The following is a 16,223-nucleotide window of genomic DNA, read 5'->3' as shown; positions in this document are numbered from 1 at the left end:
GATTCCTGTTACCGGGGCTGTTGCTCCATCGGCAATGCTTTACATACATTGCCTGTGCAGCTGAATTTCAGTTCGGGATGACCGCCAAAATCGTTCACGTACATCATGCTGAACTGGCTGACGCTGCCGTCCGTGACGCTGAAATCGAGAGAGGATTTTGGTGAGACCATAACGCCGGGGAAGTCGGTCAATCTGCCGCCTCCCTGCGCTTCTGGCTTGCGGCTTAAGCCGATTAAGGTGACGAAGTAAGGCGTTGGGTTATCCACACTCCAGCGCTGGCCCTGCTTGTGAAAGACCAGTTGGTTTTGCCACACGGCACCCGGCGTTTCCGGCACAATGGCGGCCGGACGGTAGAACAATTTGATGCGCGACTGCATCGCCAGTTGCAGCACGTTCGGCTTATCCGGTTTAGGCGGAATTTCACGTACGTTCAGGTAGAACAAGCTCTCGCGATCCTGCGGCAGGGCGTTGATCCCGCTGGTTTTCGTCACGCGGGCAATTCCCTTTTGCCCGCCGTTAATTCGTTGCAGCGGCGGTAAGACCATCAGCGGCGAGGTAATTTTTGTTCCGTTAGCATCTTCCACCCACGACTGAGCCAGAAACGGAATGCTCGGGCTGGTATTGGTTAAGTTCGCACTGACTGAGCGCGCATCACCCGTGATGATCATGCGGGTACGGTCGAGCGCAATACCCGCCCATGAGGTGTTGATCTCTGCAATCAAAAGCAGGCCACAGGCCACGGGTTTAAGCCAACGCTGCACGGAGTAAAAAGCTTGATTATTCATGACAAAATTCATTCAGGTTATTGAAATTATTCACAAGGCAACAGCACGTTACCTTCCGGGTTGATTTGTTGTGGCACCTGTAAGTGGCACTGCGCACGGCCAGCCCAGGCAACGGAAAGACGCTCAGCCGGATTCACACCCGCAATCCAGGCCATACCGTTTTCCATTACCATGGCGACGCTAACGCCGTTAGCGTTAAACACTTCGGCGCCAAACGGCGGTACCGAACCATCCTTCAGGCGCAGCAGCGCCATCATTTTTTGCCCCTGCGCCACGGCAAAATGCTGGTAGCCAATCGCACCTTCCGTCAGGGTGTTGGTCACGATGGCTTTAGTCGCGGAAATGTCCTCGTCCATTGCGTCCACATCGATACGGGTATCAAAGCTGTGATAGCTAACGACGTCCGGTACGACGGCAATACCGAAGCGGTTTGAGTGCGCCTGTTCGCCGTTCAGCGGCACGTTCGCCACCCCGTCGGTATCAACCATCACTCTGGCGGTATTCATCGACGCCTGGCTGTTGTGCAGCGCCGCACCGTGACGCGTCGCGGTAAAGCCGCCGCGCATCGTGCCACCCACGGAGAAATAACGTGATTGCTGCCAGCTGACGTTAGATTCCAGTTCCGCCATCATGCTGCGGTGCTTGTAATAGCCATCAAACGCCGTACGCCCTTCACCGGAAACCCCTGTGCGCAAACGCCACGGATTGTTACGGTCGCGGTTATCGGAATACGAAACCATCTGGCTGGTCTGGTTGCCGCTGTTCTGCAATTCGTAATCCATTGAGCGGCCATCGCTCCATGGCACCGAGATTGAAATCGAAAGACTGTCGTCTCGTTTGCCCTGATACTCAGAGCGGTAAGCCGCAACGTTGGCGCTGATCCCCTGGATGCCAGCAAATGAAAAGCTGTGCCCCATCGATAATCCGTAACGATCCTGGGAACCGCGATCCCAATAGTTCTGGTGGGTATAGGTCAGGTACAGCGTGGTCGCTAATAGTGGATCGTCAGCAAAGAAGGTTTTGTTGCCGGTGATGGTGTACATCTCTTTTTCGTTGCCGGCACTGTTGTTATTTTCATACTGCTCGTCGAGAAACTGCGAGAAAGTGCGGAAGTTGCGCTGTGAGAAACGGTAACCGGCAAAGGTGATGGCGCTGTTGTACTCATCAAAAGTTTTGGCGTAGCTGAGCTTAAAAGACATGCCTTTTTGTTCAGCCTGATGCTTTACCCGACTCACGGATTGCGTCGCATCAGCCGACAGCGCCCCCAGCCAGCTCAAGTCCCGCCCAATCCCCATCGACCAGGCGTTATAGCGATCGCCAGTCAGCAGCGCGCCGCCGTACAGCGACCATGCATTGCTGACCCCCCATGAAAAATCACCGCTATAAAACGCAGGCCCCTGAACGTCGTGGTTATAACGCGATGGCTTCCCGACCGCGGCGTTGTAGCGCACATAGCCTGGGCGCGTCAGGTAAGGAATATCGGCTGTATTGACCTGAAAAGTGTGTACGCTGCCATCCTGCTCCTCGACGCGAACATCCAGCGTGCCGCGTACCGAACCGTGCAGATCCTGAATATTAAATGGCCCTGCAGGAACGGTGGTTTGATAGATAACACGGCCCTGCTGACTGACGGTAACCTTCGCATTGCTGCGGGCGATGCCGTGCACTTCAGGTGCGTAGCCCTGCAAATTTGGTGGCAACATACGCTCGTCGCTGGCGAGGTTAGCCCCGGTGAAACGCACCGAATCAAAAACCTGGGAATTCAGGTAGATTTCGCCGACCGTCAGTTTTGCAGCCTGCATCGGCAACGGTCGATAGGCATAGATCTGATCCCAGTCGATACGGCCGCGATTATCATCCGAAGCGTAATTGGCCTGATACTGGCCACGAAATCGCCACGCGCCGAGGTTAAAACCTGTCTGCCCATAGCCAGACAGAGAGCGATAACGATCGCCGCCCTGTTCATAATGTGTGGCCTGGCCCGAGACGCTGTAGTCAAAAATCAGCCCCGCGACGCCGTTATCCCAGCGCTCCGGTGGCGTCCAGTCTGGATCGGTATATTTCATCCACGCCTGAGGCACGATAATGTCCAGTACGCCTGCGCTATTATTCAACGCCACACCCGGCAGGCGGGAAATGTCATAGCAGGTCGCGCTAATCGGATGAATATAGGCCAGCGCCTCTTCTTTGAGCGCCAGTAATTCGAGTTGTTGCGGGGTCAGACATGCCATGGATTTATGCGGGTTGGCAGGATCGACGATATAACGGATCGACTGCTGTGGAATCTCCTGGCTGTTAATACGAACATCCAGCAGATATTCTCCGGGAGTCACAAAGTTGCCTTCGGAAAAACGCTGCAAATCGACATTGTGCCTGTCGCTGGCATCCAGTACGTCGGTATTAAATTCAATGGCCTCATCCGCTTCAGCCCATGAAGAGGCACAGACCAGAGCAATAAAAAGCGCCAGACGTTTTTTATCTGTTTTCAGCGTGATCATTTTCGTTCGCAAACCTTCAGATACCCGAATTGCAGTGCAGCTCAGAGATAATTCACAACAAAATGCGTGACCGCAGTAAATTCGCCAGATGTCATTCTTCCGTCGCGGGAGATCAAATAAGCCGTAAAATTGAGCGTGTTTTTCCCTGGATTAAGCACATAGTCCGGTGATGGCTCACCCAGATGAATTTGCTGTCCGTTGCTGTCATATATTTCTATCGCTAAATTTTCAGTTTCCGATTGCACGCTTAGATAATCAGGATTGTCACTATCCGGTGCGCCAGAAAAGGTAATATTGGCGCGTTGAAACAGATTCCCGGGATGTTGAGAATCCCCTAATGAACATCCCAACAAATGAATGCTGAAATCATGCGCTGATACTTTCTCTGGTTTTCCGGAAATATCTCTGGCTGAGAGATCATCAAATTCAACCAGTAGCGACCGGTCGCGTGGATCGACATAACAGGCAGCCTCAATAATATTTCCGCGCATGCGCATTTTGCCGGGGGTACTGACAAGACGATTGGTGTCAGCCAAAACCCATGCAGGCGATATGAAGATAAAAAGCAGTAAAATTCGCCATCCAGGCATCACCGCATTTCCTTTCAGTTATTCGCAGGAAGGGTTAAGCAGGCGCGTTAATGCGCCTGCTGCAGATCGTTACTGGTAGTCGATCTGGAAATTAACGGTAGATTCGAAATCACCTGGAGTTACCGCGGCAGATGCGTTGTTTGCCTGCAGGTAAGCGACGAAATCAATGTCGGTTTCACCATCGGTAATGTTGACCTGAGAGGCGGCTTGACCCCATTCCACGTCCTGGTTGCCACTGTCAATCATACCGATGCCCGCGCCCTTTGCAGTACCAGACGTGAATGCAGCCAGCGCGTTGTTGTCTGTATCAATCGTTGCCGGGGTATAGGTCACAGTGGCCGTTTTCGCGACGGTCGTATCACAGCCCTGCAGAACGATTTTGGCATGCTTAACGCCAGCACGTTGGTTGTCTTTTAACTGAGAAGTTGGGATCTCACCAAAATTAACCTGTACCGGGCTGGATTCTGGTGCCAGACCACATGCGGAATTAACCAGAGAACCGGTGAAGTGAATTTTACCGTTAGTCGGTTCGACATTTTTTGCAGCAAAAGCAGAAGAGGCAGTAAAAGTCATTCCCGCCATCAGCGCACAGGCCACAGCCACGTTTTTCATTTTCATATTACTACTTAACCTTATATCTGTTTTTTAGTTATTCCGAAGATCTATTTCCGCAGATAATTTATGTCCGGGAATCCTGATCTGCAGGTGGCGGTAGCGCATATCCTTGCAAACAATCCATCTCAAGCCGCCCCGTATTTTGAACTTCATTGGTATTCCATCCGAAATACCGTCCACAGTTGTTTACGCTGTTTCGGGGCTTATATTAAGTCGACGGGAAAATGACACAATGCAAAAATCCGGTATTAATCAAACTCAGGGAATCATGTTGTCACACTGTCTGCAGAGCGATCGTTTACCTAAAAAACCGCCAGAAATCACGATATAGCCAGTGTTAATATCTATCATTCAGCATTTTTATAGAGTTTTTATCTATCAACTATTTTTTTATTTAGCCAGAACAACAGGCAAAATGTATTTATGAAATTTTTGTAAAAATGAAATTGGATATCAAAATCGAGTAATGACAATAAGATAGTGAAAGAGAGGAAGGAGAAAAGAGGATTCTATAAGAGATATTAAAATATTGTTATATAAATATTAATAAAGCGATCTATGGTACAACCATTTTTTATAAATGAATTATGTTATGCTATTGCTTCACCCACTCGAATGCGAGATATCCTGCTTTAAAGGAGACATCAGTGATTTCTCATATACCAATAAACAAAATTAAATCCGTAATTATTGGTGATGGCTTAGTTTTCAGACCACATAAAAATACCCTAAAAGACCTGGCATCTGGTGAAATGGCCACATTGAATAATGTGGCAACACAATTACTGCTCTATTTGTTGCAAAATGGTAAAGAGATATCCTCGCGTGATGAAATTCTGCTGAATGTTTTTCAGCATAATGGCGCCAGAGCGACGGATGCGAATCTCAATCAGCACATTTCATTTCTGCGCAAAGCAATAACGTCTACGGGTCATCCTGCAGAACTCATCGTCACAATTCCGCGGATGGGATTTCGGATGGGCGACGTTAATATCAATATTCAGCAACTGGAAGAAGCGCAAGCTCCCGCCAGAATTGCCAATGTTGCATCGACGCTCAACAAAAAGAAACAAAGCCGTTGGCCTGTGGCGATAACCGCGTTAATTACCGGAATCGCCGTGCTGGCGACAGCGTGGTTAACATGGATACCCAATGAAATCGCCATGACGGACGCGACTATCCTGCGGACTATCGACTATGAACAATGCCGTGTACATATATTAGGAAACGCCCTCACCGATACCATAACCGAAAAGAAAGCGCTGGATATTTTCAAGTCCGTGGGCATTAACCCCGACTGTTCGTACCCAAAAGATCTGTATCTCAATACCTGGGCGAGCAACCATAATCTGGTTGAGTGGTCGTTTGCCGCTGAATGCGGGCTGAACCTCGGCTATTACCATTGCATCAGCCAGTATCGCCATCATGAGGAATGATATGAAGCAAGAAAGCGATCACTCTCCTTTACTATGGTCAGTCGTGATTGCCATTTTTGGGCTGGCGGCTATCGCTTTTTTTATTATCGCCGGGAATGCGAAAAAACAAGAAATCAGTTTTTCCTGCTCCTCGGAATTCACGTCGATACTCGACATCCAGGATACAAAAAAGGTACTCCATGGAATAATGCTGATTACCAGCTACAACTCCGGACACCTTTCATTGTCAGTACAAGGGAAACTCAAAAGTGATGATGGCGAGTTTGCTGTGAACCGAAAACTGTTCTTTCGCTATGCCCGACCACTCGGCCATACCGCCGGTGTTTTCATGCTCACTCCCAACGGACGTGAAAAATCCCCCGATGATGAAGCAACGGATGCTGTCGATTATCTCTTCTTCGACGCTTACGAACGTGCCGACAAGCTGTATATGCTAAAGCACTTGAATGAAGAAACGGTGCTTATCGGCGATAACTTTTCCCCCCGCTTCGCCTGCGTGATGAATCACTTCGCAGGTTGATCTGCCCCTGGATATGCGTCGGGTTAAGGATGACCTGATGTGTTGCCTGCCCGATAGCACGGACGTGGTCGATAAAGTGTGATGATGAGATTATTATTGTTGGCGGGCTAAAACGACGAAAGCCTGAATCATTTCTGATTCAGGCTTTCTGAATAGTGGCGGAATGGACGGGACTCGAACCCGCGACCCCCTGCGTGACAGGCAGGTATTCTAACCAACTGAACTACCACTCCGCGTTGTGTTCCGCTTGGGAACGAAGCGAATATTACGGATTGCCTCACGCCTCGTCAACGCTTTTTCTCACGTTTTTTAATCGTTTGCTGCAAAAATCACCCGAATGGTCATTTCCATACGGAAAACGTACAAACTATGCCCGCCAGAGGCAACTTCCGCCTTTCTTCTGCACCAGGTCAAGGCGCGACTCATGGGCCGCTAACTCTTCATCAGTGGCGAAAACAACGCGTAGTTTGCTGGACTGTCGCACAATACGCTGGATCCCCGTATCATTCTGCTGCTGGCTGTCACCTTCCATCGAGAACGCCATCGTGGTCTGCCCACCGGTCATCATCAGATAAACGTCGGCCAGAATCTGGGCATCGAGCAATGCGCCGTGCAGGGTTCGCTTACTGTTGTCTATTTCATAGCGTGAGCATAACGCATCAAGGCTGTTGCGCTTGCCAGGAAACATTTTCCTCGCCAGCGCCAGGCTATCGGTAATTTTGCAGAATTCGTTTGTCTTCGGAATATCCCGCCTGAGCTTAGCGAATTCGTAATCCATAAAGCCGATATCAAACGATGCGTTATGGATGACCAGCTCCGCACCGCGGATGTAGTCGAGAAACTCATCGGCCACATCGGCAAACGTAGGTTTATCAAGCAGGAATTCGTCTGCGATTCCGTGTACACCAAACGCTTCCGGGTCCACCAGCCGATCCGGTTTCAGGTAAACGTGGAAGTTATTCCCGGTCAGGCGGCGGTTCACCACTTCAACCGCACCGATCTCAATGATCTTGTGGCCTTCGTAGTGGGCGCCAATCTGGTTCATACCGGTGGTTTCGGTATCGAGGACGATCTGTCGTGTAATTCCAGTGCTCATAACGGTCATTTATGTCAGACTTATCGTTTGATTTCGATTTGCTAAAACAGGAAGTCTACCAGAGATGCTTAAACAGGTAGAGATTTTCACCGATGGTTCTTGCCTGGGAAATCCAGGGCCAGGTGGTTATGGGGCGATTTTACGCTATCGCGGGCGCGAAAAAACCTTTAGCGAAGGCTACAACCTCACCACCAATAATCGCATGGAGCTGATGGCGGCAATCGTTGCGCTGGAAGCCCTGAAAGAACAGTGTGAAGTGATACTCAGCACGGACAGCCAGTATGTGCGCCAGGGCATTACGCAGTGGATCCACAACTGGAAGAAGCGCGGCTGGAAAACAGCAGATAAAAAACCAGTGAAGAACGTCGATCTGTGGAAACGTCTGGATACCGCGCTGGGGCCACATCAAATCAAATGGGAATGGGTTAAAGGCCATGCGGGCCATCCGGAAAACGAACGCTGTGATGAGCTTGCGCGCGCTGCTGCAATGCGTCCCACTCAGGATGATATTGGGTATCAGGCTGAGGCTTAAACGTCTGGTTTACGGTATTGCCGGGTTGCGCCAACGGCCTGGCGGATAGGCGTTTTGCTTTTATTTTGTTTCATCGGGTTGAGCGTAAGCGGAATGGTTCGCTTACGCGCAACCACCAGTTGCAAACAGCCCAGCGCAGGGATATGGGCGCTTAACATTTTCCCGCCCTTCTTGTTCCAGGGCAGGACATGAAAACGGCTGTAGTGCAGTACTTCAAAATTCAGCAATGAGAGCCAGTCCAACTGCCGCATGAGGGTAAACATCCGGCTGTTGTAGGGCGATGTTTTACGCAATACGGGCACCAGTTTACGCAATCCCATCAGACTTACCGGGTTAAAGCCGCTCAGAATCAACCAACCGTCATCAATAAGCACGCGATCGGCTTCATGCAGTAAGCGATGTGGATCGGAACACCACGGCAGCGTATGAGCCAACAAACAAACATCCACGGACTTATCGGCAAAGGGCAGATGTAAAAGATCGGCAGTCACCTGCATGGGAGCGCCATGCAAAGAAACATTTACCTGATGAGAAACCGCGCACGCTTCAGAATTGATTTCTGCGCTTAAATTACCAATCTTAAGCAGATGAAATCCGTACATTTTTGCGAACCACGGGTTAAGCTGATGCTCCAGCGCCTGACGATAGTGTTCGCCCCAGGGCAAATCATCCCAACTAACGGGCGCTATGACAGTTTGAGGGATCCTTGCCGGTTTCATCACGACCTTCCGTTACGCATTGAGAGGTAATCTATGAATCTTAACAGTATTCCTGCATTTCAGGACAATTACATCTGGGTCCTGTCGAATAATGACAAACATTGTCTGATTGTGGACCCGGGTGAAGCAGCACCTGTTCTGAAAGCTATTGCAGAACATAACTGGGTTCCCGAGGCCATTCTGCTGACACATCATCATCAGGATCACGTGGGCGGCGTGAAAGAACTTCTGCAACATTTCCCACAAATCGCGGTATACGGACCGGCTGAAACGCAAGATAAGGGAACGACGCACATAGTCGAAGATGGCGATATTGCACTCGTTTTGGGGCATGAATTTACGGTAATTGCTACGCCGGGTCACACTTTAGGACATATCTGTTACTTTAGCCACCCTTACCTGTTTTGCGGCGACACGCTCTTCTCCGGTGGCTGCGGTCGGCTTTTTGAAGGCACAGCATCTCAAATGTATCAATCACTTAAAAAACTAAACGCACTTCCTGACGATACATTGATTTGTTGCGCACATGAGTACACATTAGCAAACATGAAGTTTGCCTTAAGCATTCTTCCGCACGATCCGTTCATAAATGAATATTATCGTAAAGTTAATGAGTTACGCGTAAAAAAACAAATGACACTGCCCGTAATTCTGAAAAATGAGCGACGAAATAATCTTTTTTTAAGAACAGAAGATATTGATTTAATTAATGAAATAAATAAAAAAACAATATTGCAACAACCTGAAGAGCGTTTTGCCTGGTTAAGGTCAAAGAAAGATACGTTCTGACAATTGCGGGTTGCCTTTTGAAAACTTCGCCGTTATGATCGGTCGTCTTTTAAGCAACTATTGACACACACATGAAGGCAAAAGCGATATTACTCGCCTCTGTCCTGCTTGTTGGGTGCCAGAATACTGGTAACGTCCAACAACACGCACAGAGCCTTTCTGCAGCTGGTCAAGGGGAAGCAGGAAAGTTTACAAGTCAGGCGCGATGGATGGACGACGGAACATCTATCGCTGCTGATCAAGATTTGTGGGCTTTCATTGGTGACGAGCTAAAGATGGGAATTCCGGAAAACAACCGGATTCGCGAACAGAAACAGAAGTATTTACGCAATAAGAGCTATCTCCACGATGTAACTTTACGGGCAGAGCCGTATATGTACTGGATAGCCGGGCAGGTTAAGAAACGTAACATGCCAATGGAACTGGTACTACTACCCATAGTGGAGAGCGCTTTTGATCCTCACGCAACGTCTGGCGCCAATGCCGCAGGTATTTGGCAGATCATTCCGAGCACGGGGCGCAATTATGGTTTAAAACAGACCCGCAATTATGATGCACGTCGCGACGTTGTGGCTTCCACCACCGCCGCACTGGACATGATGCAGCGTCTGAACAAAATGTTTGATGGCGACTGGCTGCTGACCGTTGCTGCTTATAATAGCGGTGAAGGTCGTGTCATGAAGGCAATTAAAACGAACAAAGCCCGTGGTAAACCCACTGACTTCTGGTCGTTGCCATTGCCTCAGGAAACGAAGCTATATGTGCCAAAAATGCTGGCATTGAGCGATATACTCAAAAACAGCAAACGCTATGGCGTGCGTCTGCCAACAACAGACGAAAGCCGCGCGTTGGCACGTGTTCGCCTGAGTAGCCCGGTTGAAATGGCTCAGGTTGCCGATATGGCAGGTATTTCCGTCAGCAAGCTGAAAACCTTCAATGCAGGCGTGAAAGGCTCCACGTTGGGTGCCAGCGGTCCGCAATATGTGATGGTGCCAAAGAAGCATGCAGAGAAGCTGCGTGAGTCTCTGGCCTCAGGCGAAATTGCAGCCGTGCAGTCAACGTTGGTTGCGGATAACACGCCGCTGAACAGCCGCAGCTACAAAGTTCGCTCTGGCGATACGCTTTCTGGCGTCGCTTCACGTCTTGGCGTGAGCACCAATGACCTTAAGCAGTGGAATAATCTGCGCGGGTCATCGCTGAAAGTAGGCCAAAATCTGACGGTGGGCGCTGGTACCAGCGCACAGCGACTGGCGAACAACAGCGATAGCATCACCTATCGTGTGCGTAAAGGCGACTCGCTCTCGAGCATTGCCAAACGCCACGGGGTTAACATCAAGGATGTGATGCGCTGGAACAGCGATACGAACAATCTGCAGCCAGGCGATCAGCTAACGTTGTTTGTGAAAAACAACGGTATGCCGGACTCCTGATAGCATTGTAGAAATGAAGGCACTGGTTTCCCCCCAGTGCCTTTTTTATTTATCCCGCTTTATGTGCTTCAACCATTATCGTGTCGCTGGTAAACGAGCCATCTTCCTGTAACGCAAAATAGGCTTTCACTTCCGCAGAAGCACTTTGTTGGTATACACGGATCGCGTCGCTCAACGCTGCAGGCGTACGCATCCGCGCCACCCACGAACTGAACTCCAGCGGCAGACGATCGGTTAACAAGGTATCGGCAATCAGATTGGCGTCATTGATTAACGACAGCCATTCTCCGCTGGAATAGTTGCGTACGTGCGAGGTATCGCGTAACGCCTCCACAGTTTGCAACCAGATGTCACGTACAGGATGGCCTGGCGACATCACATCCATCACAATCAGCACGCCGCCGGGCTTCAGAACGCGGTTCACTTCTCGCAACGCACGCCCGACATCATGCCAGTGATGCGCGGAATAGCGGCTAATCACCACGTCAAATACGTTATCTTCAAACGGCAGGCTTTCAGCATAACCCTGCCGTGTGGCGATATTCTCCAGACCTCTGTCCTTTGCCGCTTCAGTGACCACGTCAAGCATCTGCGACGATAAATCATATGCCACTACCTGCTTTACGTATTGCGCGGCCACAAAGCTGGCGTGCCCCGCTCCGCATCCCATATCCAACACACGGGCCTGCGGAAATGCCAGCAACCTTTCCCCCAGACGTTGCAAGTCACGACCAGAGGCGTGCACCGCACTGGTTAAGTAGGCATTAGCCTGAGAGCCAAACTGTTTTTCGACGTTGTCATGATGAGAGCGTGTTGTCATTGTGTTGTCCTTCGGTTGTTGTGAAATATGAAGGGCAACCATCACAGGCCTGCCCTACGGCAGACCTGACACACCGTTATTGTTCAGGTTTGCCGGGACTGAATTCAACGAGTAGCGGGTTGTGGTCGGAGGCGCGGGTGACCAGCACAGAGGCCTCACTCACGTTCAGACCGCGATAGAACACAAAATCGAGAGGACGACCAAACGCGCGGCGGCGCTGATCGTCGGTAAAGCGCACCTGGCGCAGCGACATTTCACGCGCAAAGCGGTACAGCGCATTCATCCGTCGACGGCTCCAGGCATTAAAATCGCCGGCCATAATCACCGGACCGCTGTGATGAGCAATCTGATCGCCAATGGGAAGTAACTGCTTACTATAGACATCAACGCCAAGGCTAAAGTTAACCGCGTGGATATTCACCACCATTAACAACCGAGTGTCAGGCAACGGGTACACCGTCACCAACGCCGATTTCGCCAGCCGTAAAATAGGCTCACGCTCGCGTAATGGGCAGCAGTAAACTGGATGGGCGGAGGAGAGTGTCATAACGCCAGAGGGGTGCTGAGGCAGCACAAAGGCGGGAACCTGGTCGGCAGCGAGATAGTTAGTGGTCGCAAACTGCACCAGTTCTGGTGTGGTTTGCGCTTCCTGCAATAACACCAGATGCGCGTCTTTGCCAAAATTCTTCAGCACCGACTGCCATTCTGCTCGCTGCTGTTTAAAAATATTCCATACCAGCACGCGAATGCGATCTTCACTGCTCAACGGTACGCCTGCGGGTAATGCCTGGCCAATATGCGCAAACGAGCCCGGCGGTAAAATCCGCTCGGCGGGTTGTCCGGCAACATAACGCATGGCATAGGTGTTTTTTCGCACTTTAGACTTTCAAACCTCTGTAACGTCAACCAGTCCGCAGCCGGACTGGTTCTTCTGTTATAGGGATTTTAGCACTCACTTTCAACGAACAATTGCAGTTTGTTTTGTAAGTGGGCGCTTACATCAATGATTTACCCCAGAGCAACGTGCGTGGGCTTATCAAGACGGCCGCTCAGCCCCATCAGCAGGAAAGCCACCAGAACAATAAGTGCGCCAATCCATGGTGTCTGCGCCAACCCATAATGCTCGACCGTTTGTCCGCCAATCACGGAACCCAGTGCAATACCAATGTTAAACGCTGCAATGTTCAGCCCTGACGCCACATCAACAGCATTGGGCGTAAATTGTTCCGCTTTCTGTACCACGTAGACCTGCAACCCTGGTACGTTACCGAAGGCAAAGATCCCCATCACCAAAATGGTAGCCAGCGCGGCGTACTGCGTGGAAGCCGTCAGTTGGAAGACCATCAGTAAAACAAACAGCGCGGCGAAAATGAATTTCAACGCAGGAACCGCACCATGCTTATCCGCCAGCTTACCGCCCCAGATATTGCCGATAGCGACTGATACGCCGTAACCCAGTAAGATCCAGCTCACCGCTGCCGGGGAGAAGCCCGCCAGATCCTGCATCATCGGTGCCAGGAAGGTGAAAGCCGTGAACACACCACCGTAGCCCAATGCCGTAACGGCGTAAATCAGCAACAGACGAGGATGAGTCAGCACTTTCACCTGGTCGCGAATGCTGGCGGCCGCTCGACCAGGAATGTTAGCCGGGATCAGCAGTTGACTACTAATCAGCGCAATCACGCCTAACATTGATACTGCCAGGAAAGTCTCACGCCAGCCAAAGTGCTGGCCGATAAACGTACCCAGCGGCACGCCCGTGACCAGCGCCACCGTTAAGCCACCGAACATAATAGCGATAGCGGAAGCCGCTTTTTCTTTTGGCACCAGACTTGTCGCGATAGTGGAACCAATCGAGAAGAATACGCCGTGAGCCAGCCCTGTCAGCAGACGGGCGACAATAAGTGTCATATACCCGGGTGCCTGCCATGCCAGTAAATTCCCCGCCGTAAACAGGACCATCAGCGCGACAAGCAGCTGTTTACGTGGCAGGCTTCCGGTCAGAGCGGTCAGCACTGGTGCGCCAATCGCCACACCCAGCGCATAGATTGAAACCAGCATCCCGGCAGAAGGTAACGAGATCGCCAGTTGTTGAGCGATGGTCGGCACCAGGCCAACAATCACAAACTCAGTCGTGCCAATAGCGAAGGCACTTATTGTTAGTGCAAATAAAGCGAGAGGCATAAATAACTCCGTAACATCAGTAATCAGATGACACGCAGTATGCCGGGATGCTTTAATAACAAAAATATCCAAAATCTCAATATAATTTTGCGTCAGGTGCAAAAATGAAAGCAACCTCTGAAGAACTTGCGATTTTTGTGGCCGTTGTGGAAAGCGGCAGCTTCAGCCGGGCGGCAGAACAACTCGGTCAGGCTAATTCCGCAGTCAGTCGGGCAGTAAAAAAGCTGGAGATGAAATTGGGTGTGAGTCTGCTTAATCGAACTACCCGACAGCTAAGCCTGACTGAAGAAGGAGAACGCTACTTCAGGCGTGTGCAGCAGATACTGCAAGAGATGGCAGCAGCAGAAACGGAAATCATGGAGTCGCGCAATACCCCGCGCGGCCTGCTGCGTATCGACGCGGCAACGCCGGTGATGCTGCATTTCCTGATGCCGCTAATCAGACCGTTCCGTGAGAGATATCCTGAGATGACGTTGTCTCTTGTCTCCTCAGAAACGTTCATCAATCTTATTGAACGAAAAGTGGATGTCGCGATACGAGCAGGTACGCTGACTGACTCGAGCCTGCGTGCGCGTCCGTTGTTTACCAGCTATCGTAAGATTATTGCCTCACCGGACTATATTGCCCGTTTTGGCAAGCCCGAGACCGTCGAACAGTTAAAGCAGCATCTGTGTCTGGGGTTTTCCGAACCCGTTTCACTCAATACCTGGCCGATTGCCCGTAGCGACGGACAGCTCCATGAAGTCGAATGTGGGATTTCTTCCAACAGCGGGGAAACGTTAAAGCAGCTTTGCCTGAGCGGCAACGGCATCGCATGTCTTTCAGATTATATGATTGATAAAGAGATCGCGCGGGGAGAACTGGTGGAGCTGCTGGCCGATAAACGTCTGCCGGTAGAAATGCCTTTCAGCGCCGTTTACTACAGCGATCGTGCGGTCAGTACACGCATTCGGGCATTTATAGACTTTTTAAGTGAGTATATAAGAACAGCTCCCGAAGGAGCTGTGAAAGAGGGTTAAAGGTACAGAGGGTCGGGCAATTAATCCCAATCAGGGGCCAGGCCTTCCGGGCTGACCAGACGATCGTTGCAGTCCAGTGCCGCGATCGCTTTTTTATCTTCAGTATCCAGATGCAGGTCCAGCGCCAGCAGGTTGCTTGCCAGGTTTTCACGCTTGGTAGATGAAGGGATCACGGAGTAACCTTCATCCATTGCCCATGCCAGAATAACCTGCGCCGGGGTCGCGTTATGTTTAGCGGCAATGCGTGCAATCACTTGATCTTTTAGCGCCTTACCGTAAGCCAGCGTCATGTAAGAGGTGATGTGGATACCGTGCGCTTTAGCCCAGTCAACCACCTTACGACTCTGCAGATACGGAGACAGCTCAATCTGGTTGGTCGCGATATTGTCTGCACCTACTGTAGCAATGGCTTTTTCCATCAGCGGAATAGTGAAATTTGAGACACCAATTTCGCGAGTCAGCCCCTGCTCTTTCGCTTCAAGCAGCGCCTGCATAAACTCTTCAACGGATACCGCATCGCCCGGAGATGGCCAGTGGATCAGCGTCAAATCAACATAATCCGTACGCAGTTTCTTCAGACTTTCTTTCAGACTTGGGATCAGTTTGTCTTTGCTGAGATTTTCAATCCAGATCTTGGTGGTGATGTACAACTCGTTACGCGGTACGCCACTTTCGGCAATCGCCTGACCAACAGCCGCTTCATTTTCATAGATTTGCGCAGTGTCGACAGCACGGTAGCCCAGCTCAAGCGCCGTTTTGACAGAAGCGATAACCACGTCGTCTTTCAGGCGAAACGTACCTAAACCGAATGCAGGGATAGTCATAGAATTCCTCTTTTTAATCACTATGTTCGTTAACTGAGAGGATTATGACCATCAGTTCTTTGCCGAAAAAGAGTGAAAAATGCAGAGGATTTTTGCGGATTCAGCAATAATTAAATCGCTGAAAAAGAAAAAGCCCTGAGCGTCAGCTCAGGGCTCTTAATAAGTGGCGGAACGGACGGGACTCGAACCCGCGACCCCCTGCGTGACAGGCAGGTATTCTAACCAACTGAACTACCGCTCCACCGAATTTCTTTGTCACTACCCGGATTATTCATCCCGGTTTACTGCAATTTGATGCCTGGCAGTTCCCTACTCTCGCATGGGGAGACCCCACACTACCATCGGCGCTACGGCGTTTCACTTCTG

Annotated in this window: 16 protein-coding genes and 2 tRNA genes; 6 read left to right on the top strand and 12 right to left on the bottom strand. The window is 50.5% G+C overall.

Features of this window, described 5'->3' with window-relative positions; genetic code table 11:
- Positions 1-8: 8 nt before the first annotated feature.
- The 4 genes from N0B36_RS00090 to N0B36_RS00075 form a co-directional block, all read right to left on the bottom strand.
- Positions 9-785 (bottom strand): molecular chaperone, encoded by a 777-nt coding sequence (locus tag N0B36_RS00090; protein WP_046275745.1) that lies wholly within the window; start codon positions 783-785, stop codon positions 9-11.
- 26 nt (positions 786-811) lie between these two features.
- Positions 812-3,283: a fimbria/pilus outer membrane usher protein gene (locus N0B36_RS00085; RefSeq protein WP_049281689.1), complete on the bottom strand. Its 2,472-nt coding sequence runs from the start codon at positions 3,281-3,283 to the stop codon at positions 812-814.
- A gap of 41 nt (positions 3,284-3,324) precedes the next feature.
- Complete coding sequence (locus N0B36_RS00080; RefSeq protein ID WP_019076063.1) at positions 3,325-3,873, bottom strand: fimbrial protein; 549 nt, start codon at positions 3,871-3,873, stop codon at positions 3,325-3,327.
- Between the two features lie 69 nt (positions 3,874-3,942).
- Positions 3,943-4,491 (bottom strand): fimbrial protein, encoded by a 549-nt coding sequence (locus N0B36_RS00075; protein WP_016155749.1) that lies wholly within the window; start codon positions 4,489-4,491, stop codon positions 3,943-3,945.
- A gap of 749 nt (positions 4,492-5,240) precedes the next feature.
- Between N0B36_RS00075 and N0B36_RS00070 the strand changes: the two genes are divergently transcribed.
- Together N0B36_RS00070 and N0B36_RS00065 are read left to right on the top strand one after the other, a co-directional pair.
- Positions 5,241-5,924, top strand: a complete 684-nt coding sequence (locus N0B36_RS00070) for a winged helix-turn-helix domain-containing protein (RefSeq protein WP_225622992.1) — start codon at positions 5,241-5,243, stop codon at positions 5,922-5,924.
- Position 5,925: 1 nt separating this feature from the next.
- Positions 5,926-6,444, top strand: a complete 519-nt coding sequence (locus N0B36_RS00065; protein WP_016155747.1) for a hypothetical protein — start codon at positions 5,926-5,928, stop codon at positions 6,442-6,444.
- Positions 6,445-6,600: 156 nt separating this feature from the next.
- Here the strand turns inward: N0B36_RS00065 and N0B36_RS00060 are convergent.
- Positions 6,601-6,677, bottom strand: a tRNA-Asp gene (locus N0B36_RS00060).
- A gap of 134 nt (positions 6,678-6,811) precedes the next feature.
- Positions 6,812-7,540 carry a DNA polymerase III subunit epsilon gene (gene dnaQ, locus N0B36_RS00055; RefSeq protein WP_029139417.1) on the bottom strand — a complete coding sequence of 243 codons (729 nt, stop codon included), beginning with the start codon at positions 7,538-7,540 and terminating at the stop codon, positions 6,812-6,814.
- 64 nt (positions 7,541-7,604) lie between these two features.
- Between dnaQ and rnhA the strand changes: the two genes are divergently transcribed.
- On the top strand, positions 7,605-8,072 hold the full coding sequence (gene rnhA, locus N0B36_RS00050) for a ribonuclease HI (protein WP_016151805.1): 468 nt from the start codon (positions 7,605-7,607) through the stop codon (positions 8,070-8,072).
- On the opposite strand, the gene N0B36_RS00045 is transcribed toward rnhA, so the two are convergent.
- Positions 8,069-8,791 (bottom strand): class I SAM-dependent methyltransferase, encoded by a 723-nt coding sequence (locus N0B36_RS00045; protein WP_200046289.1) that lies wholly within the window; start codon positions 8,789-8,791, stop codon positions 8,069-8,071. The two genes, rnhA and N0B36_RS00045, sit on opposite strands and share 4 nt — an antisense overlap.
- A 33-nt stretch (positions 8,792-8,824) precedes the next feature.
- Here N0B36_RS00045 and gloB point away from each other — a divergent pair, with 33 nt between their 5' ends.
- Both gloB and mltD read left to right on the top strand, forming a co-directional pair.
- Positions 8,825-9,580, top strand: coding sequence for a hydroxyacylglutathione hydrolase (gene gloB / locus N0B36_RS00040; RefSeq protein WP_075846672.1), 756 nt, complete (start codon positions 8,825-8,827; stop codon positions 9,578-9,580).
- Between the two features lie 71 nt (positions 9,581-9,651).
- Positions 9,652-11,010 carry a murein transglycosylase D gene (mltD, locus tag N0B36_RS00035; RefSeq protein WP_103928927.1) on the top strand — a complete coding sequence of 453 codons (1,359 nt, stop codon included), beginning with the start codon at positions 9,652-9,654 and terminating at the stop codon, positions 11,008-11,010.
- Positions 11,011-11,059: 49 nt separating this feature from the next.
- Here mltD and N0B36_RS00030 read toward each other — a convergent pair whose 3' ends face one another.
- The 3 genes from N0B36_RS00030 to N0B36_RS00020 form a co-directional block, all read right to left on the bottom strand.
- Positions 11,060-11,830, bottom strand: a complete 771-nt coding sequence (locus N0B36_RS00030) for a class I SAM-dependent methyltransferase (protein ID WP_049271174.1) — start codon at positions 11,828-11,830, stop codon at positions 11,060-11,062.
- A 76-nt stretch (positions 11,831-11,906) separates the two neighbouring features.
- Positions 11,907-12,707, bottom strand: coding sequence for an endonuclease/exonuclease/phosphatase family protein (locus tag N0B36_RS00025; protein WP_029139415.1), 801 nt, complete (start codon positions 12,705-12,707; stop codon positions 11,907-11,909).
- Positions 12,708-12,838: 131 nt separating this feature from the next.
- On the bottom strand, positions 12,839-14,014 hold the full coding sequence (locus tag N0B36_RS00020; RefSeq protein WP_016151799.1) for an MFS transporter: 1,176 nt from the start codon (positions 14,012-14,014) through the stop codon (positions 12,839-12,841).
- Positions 14,015-14,118: 104 nt separating this feature from the next.
- On the opposite strand from N0B36_RS00020, the gene yafC reads away from it, so the two are divergent.
- Positions 14,119-15,033: a DNA-binding transcriptional regulator YafC gene (gene yafC / locus N0B36_RS00015; protein WP_047357608.1), complete on the top strand. Its 915-nt coding sequence runs from the start codon at positions 14,119-14,121 to the stop codon at positions 15,031-15,033.
- 20 nt (positions 15,034-15,053) lie between these two features.
- Here the strand turns inward: yafC and dkgB are convergent, their stop codons facing one another.
- A complete protein-coding gene (dkgB, locus tag N0B36_RS00010; RefSeq protein ID WP_259684998.1) occupies positions 15,054-15,857 on the bottom strand; it encodes a 2,5-didehydrogluconate reductase DkgB in 804 nt (267 codons plus the stop codon).
- Between the two features lie 164 nt (positions 15,858-16,021).
- Positions 16,022-16,098: transfer RNA gene (locus N0B36_RS00005), tRNA-Asp, on the bottom strand.
- Positions 16,099-16,223 lie beyond the last annotated feature (125 nt).

Origin of the sequence: Citrobacter sp. XY323, from assembly GCF_025106035.1 — a bacterium.
In the GTDB taxonomy this organism is placed as follows: Bacteria; Pseudomonadota; Gammaproteobacteria; order Enterobacterales; family Enterobacteriaceae; genus Citrobacter; species Citrobacter braakii.
Note: the sequence above shows the minus strand (reverse complement) of the source record. Positions and strands in the feature narration are given on the sequence as shown.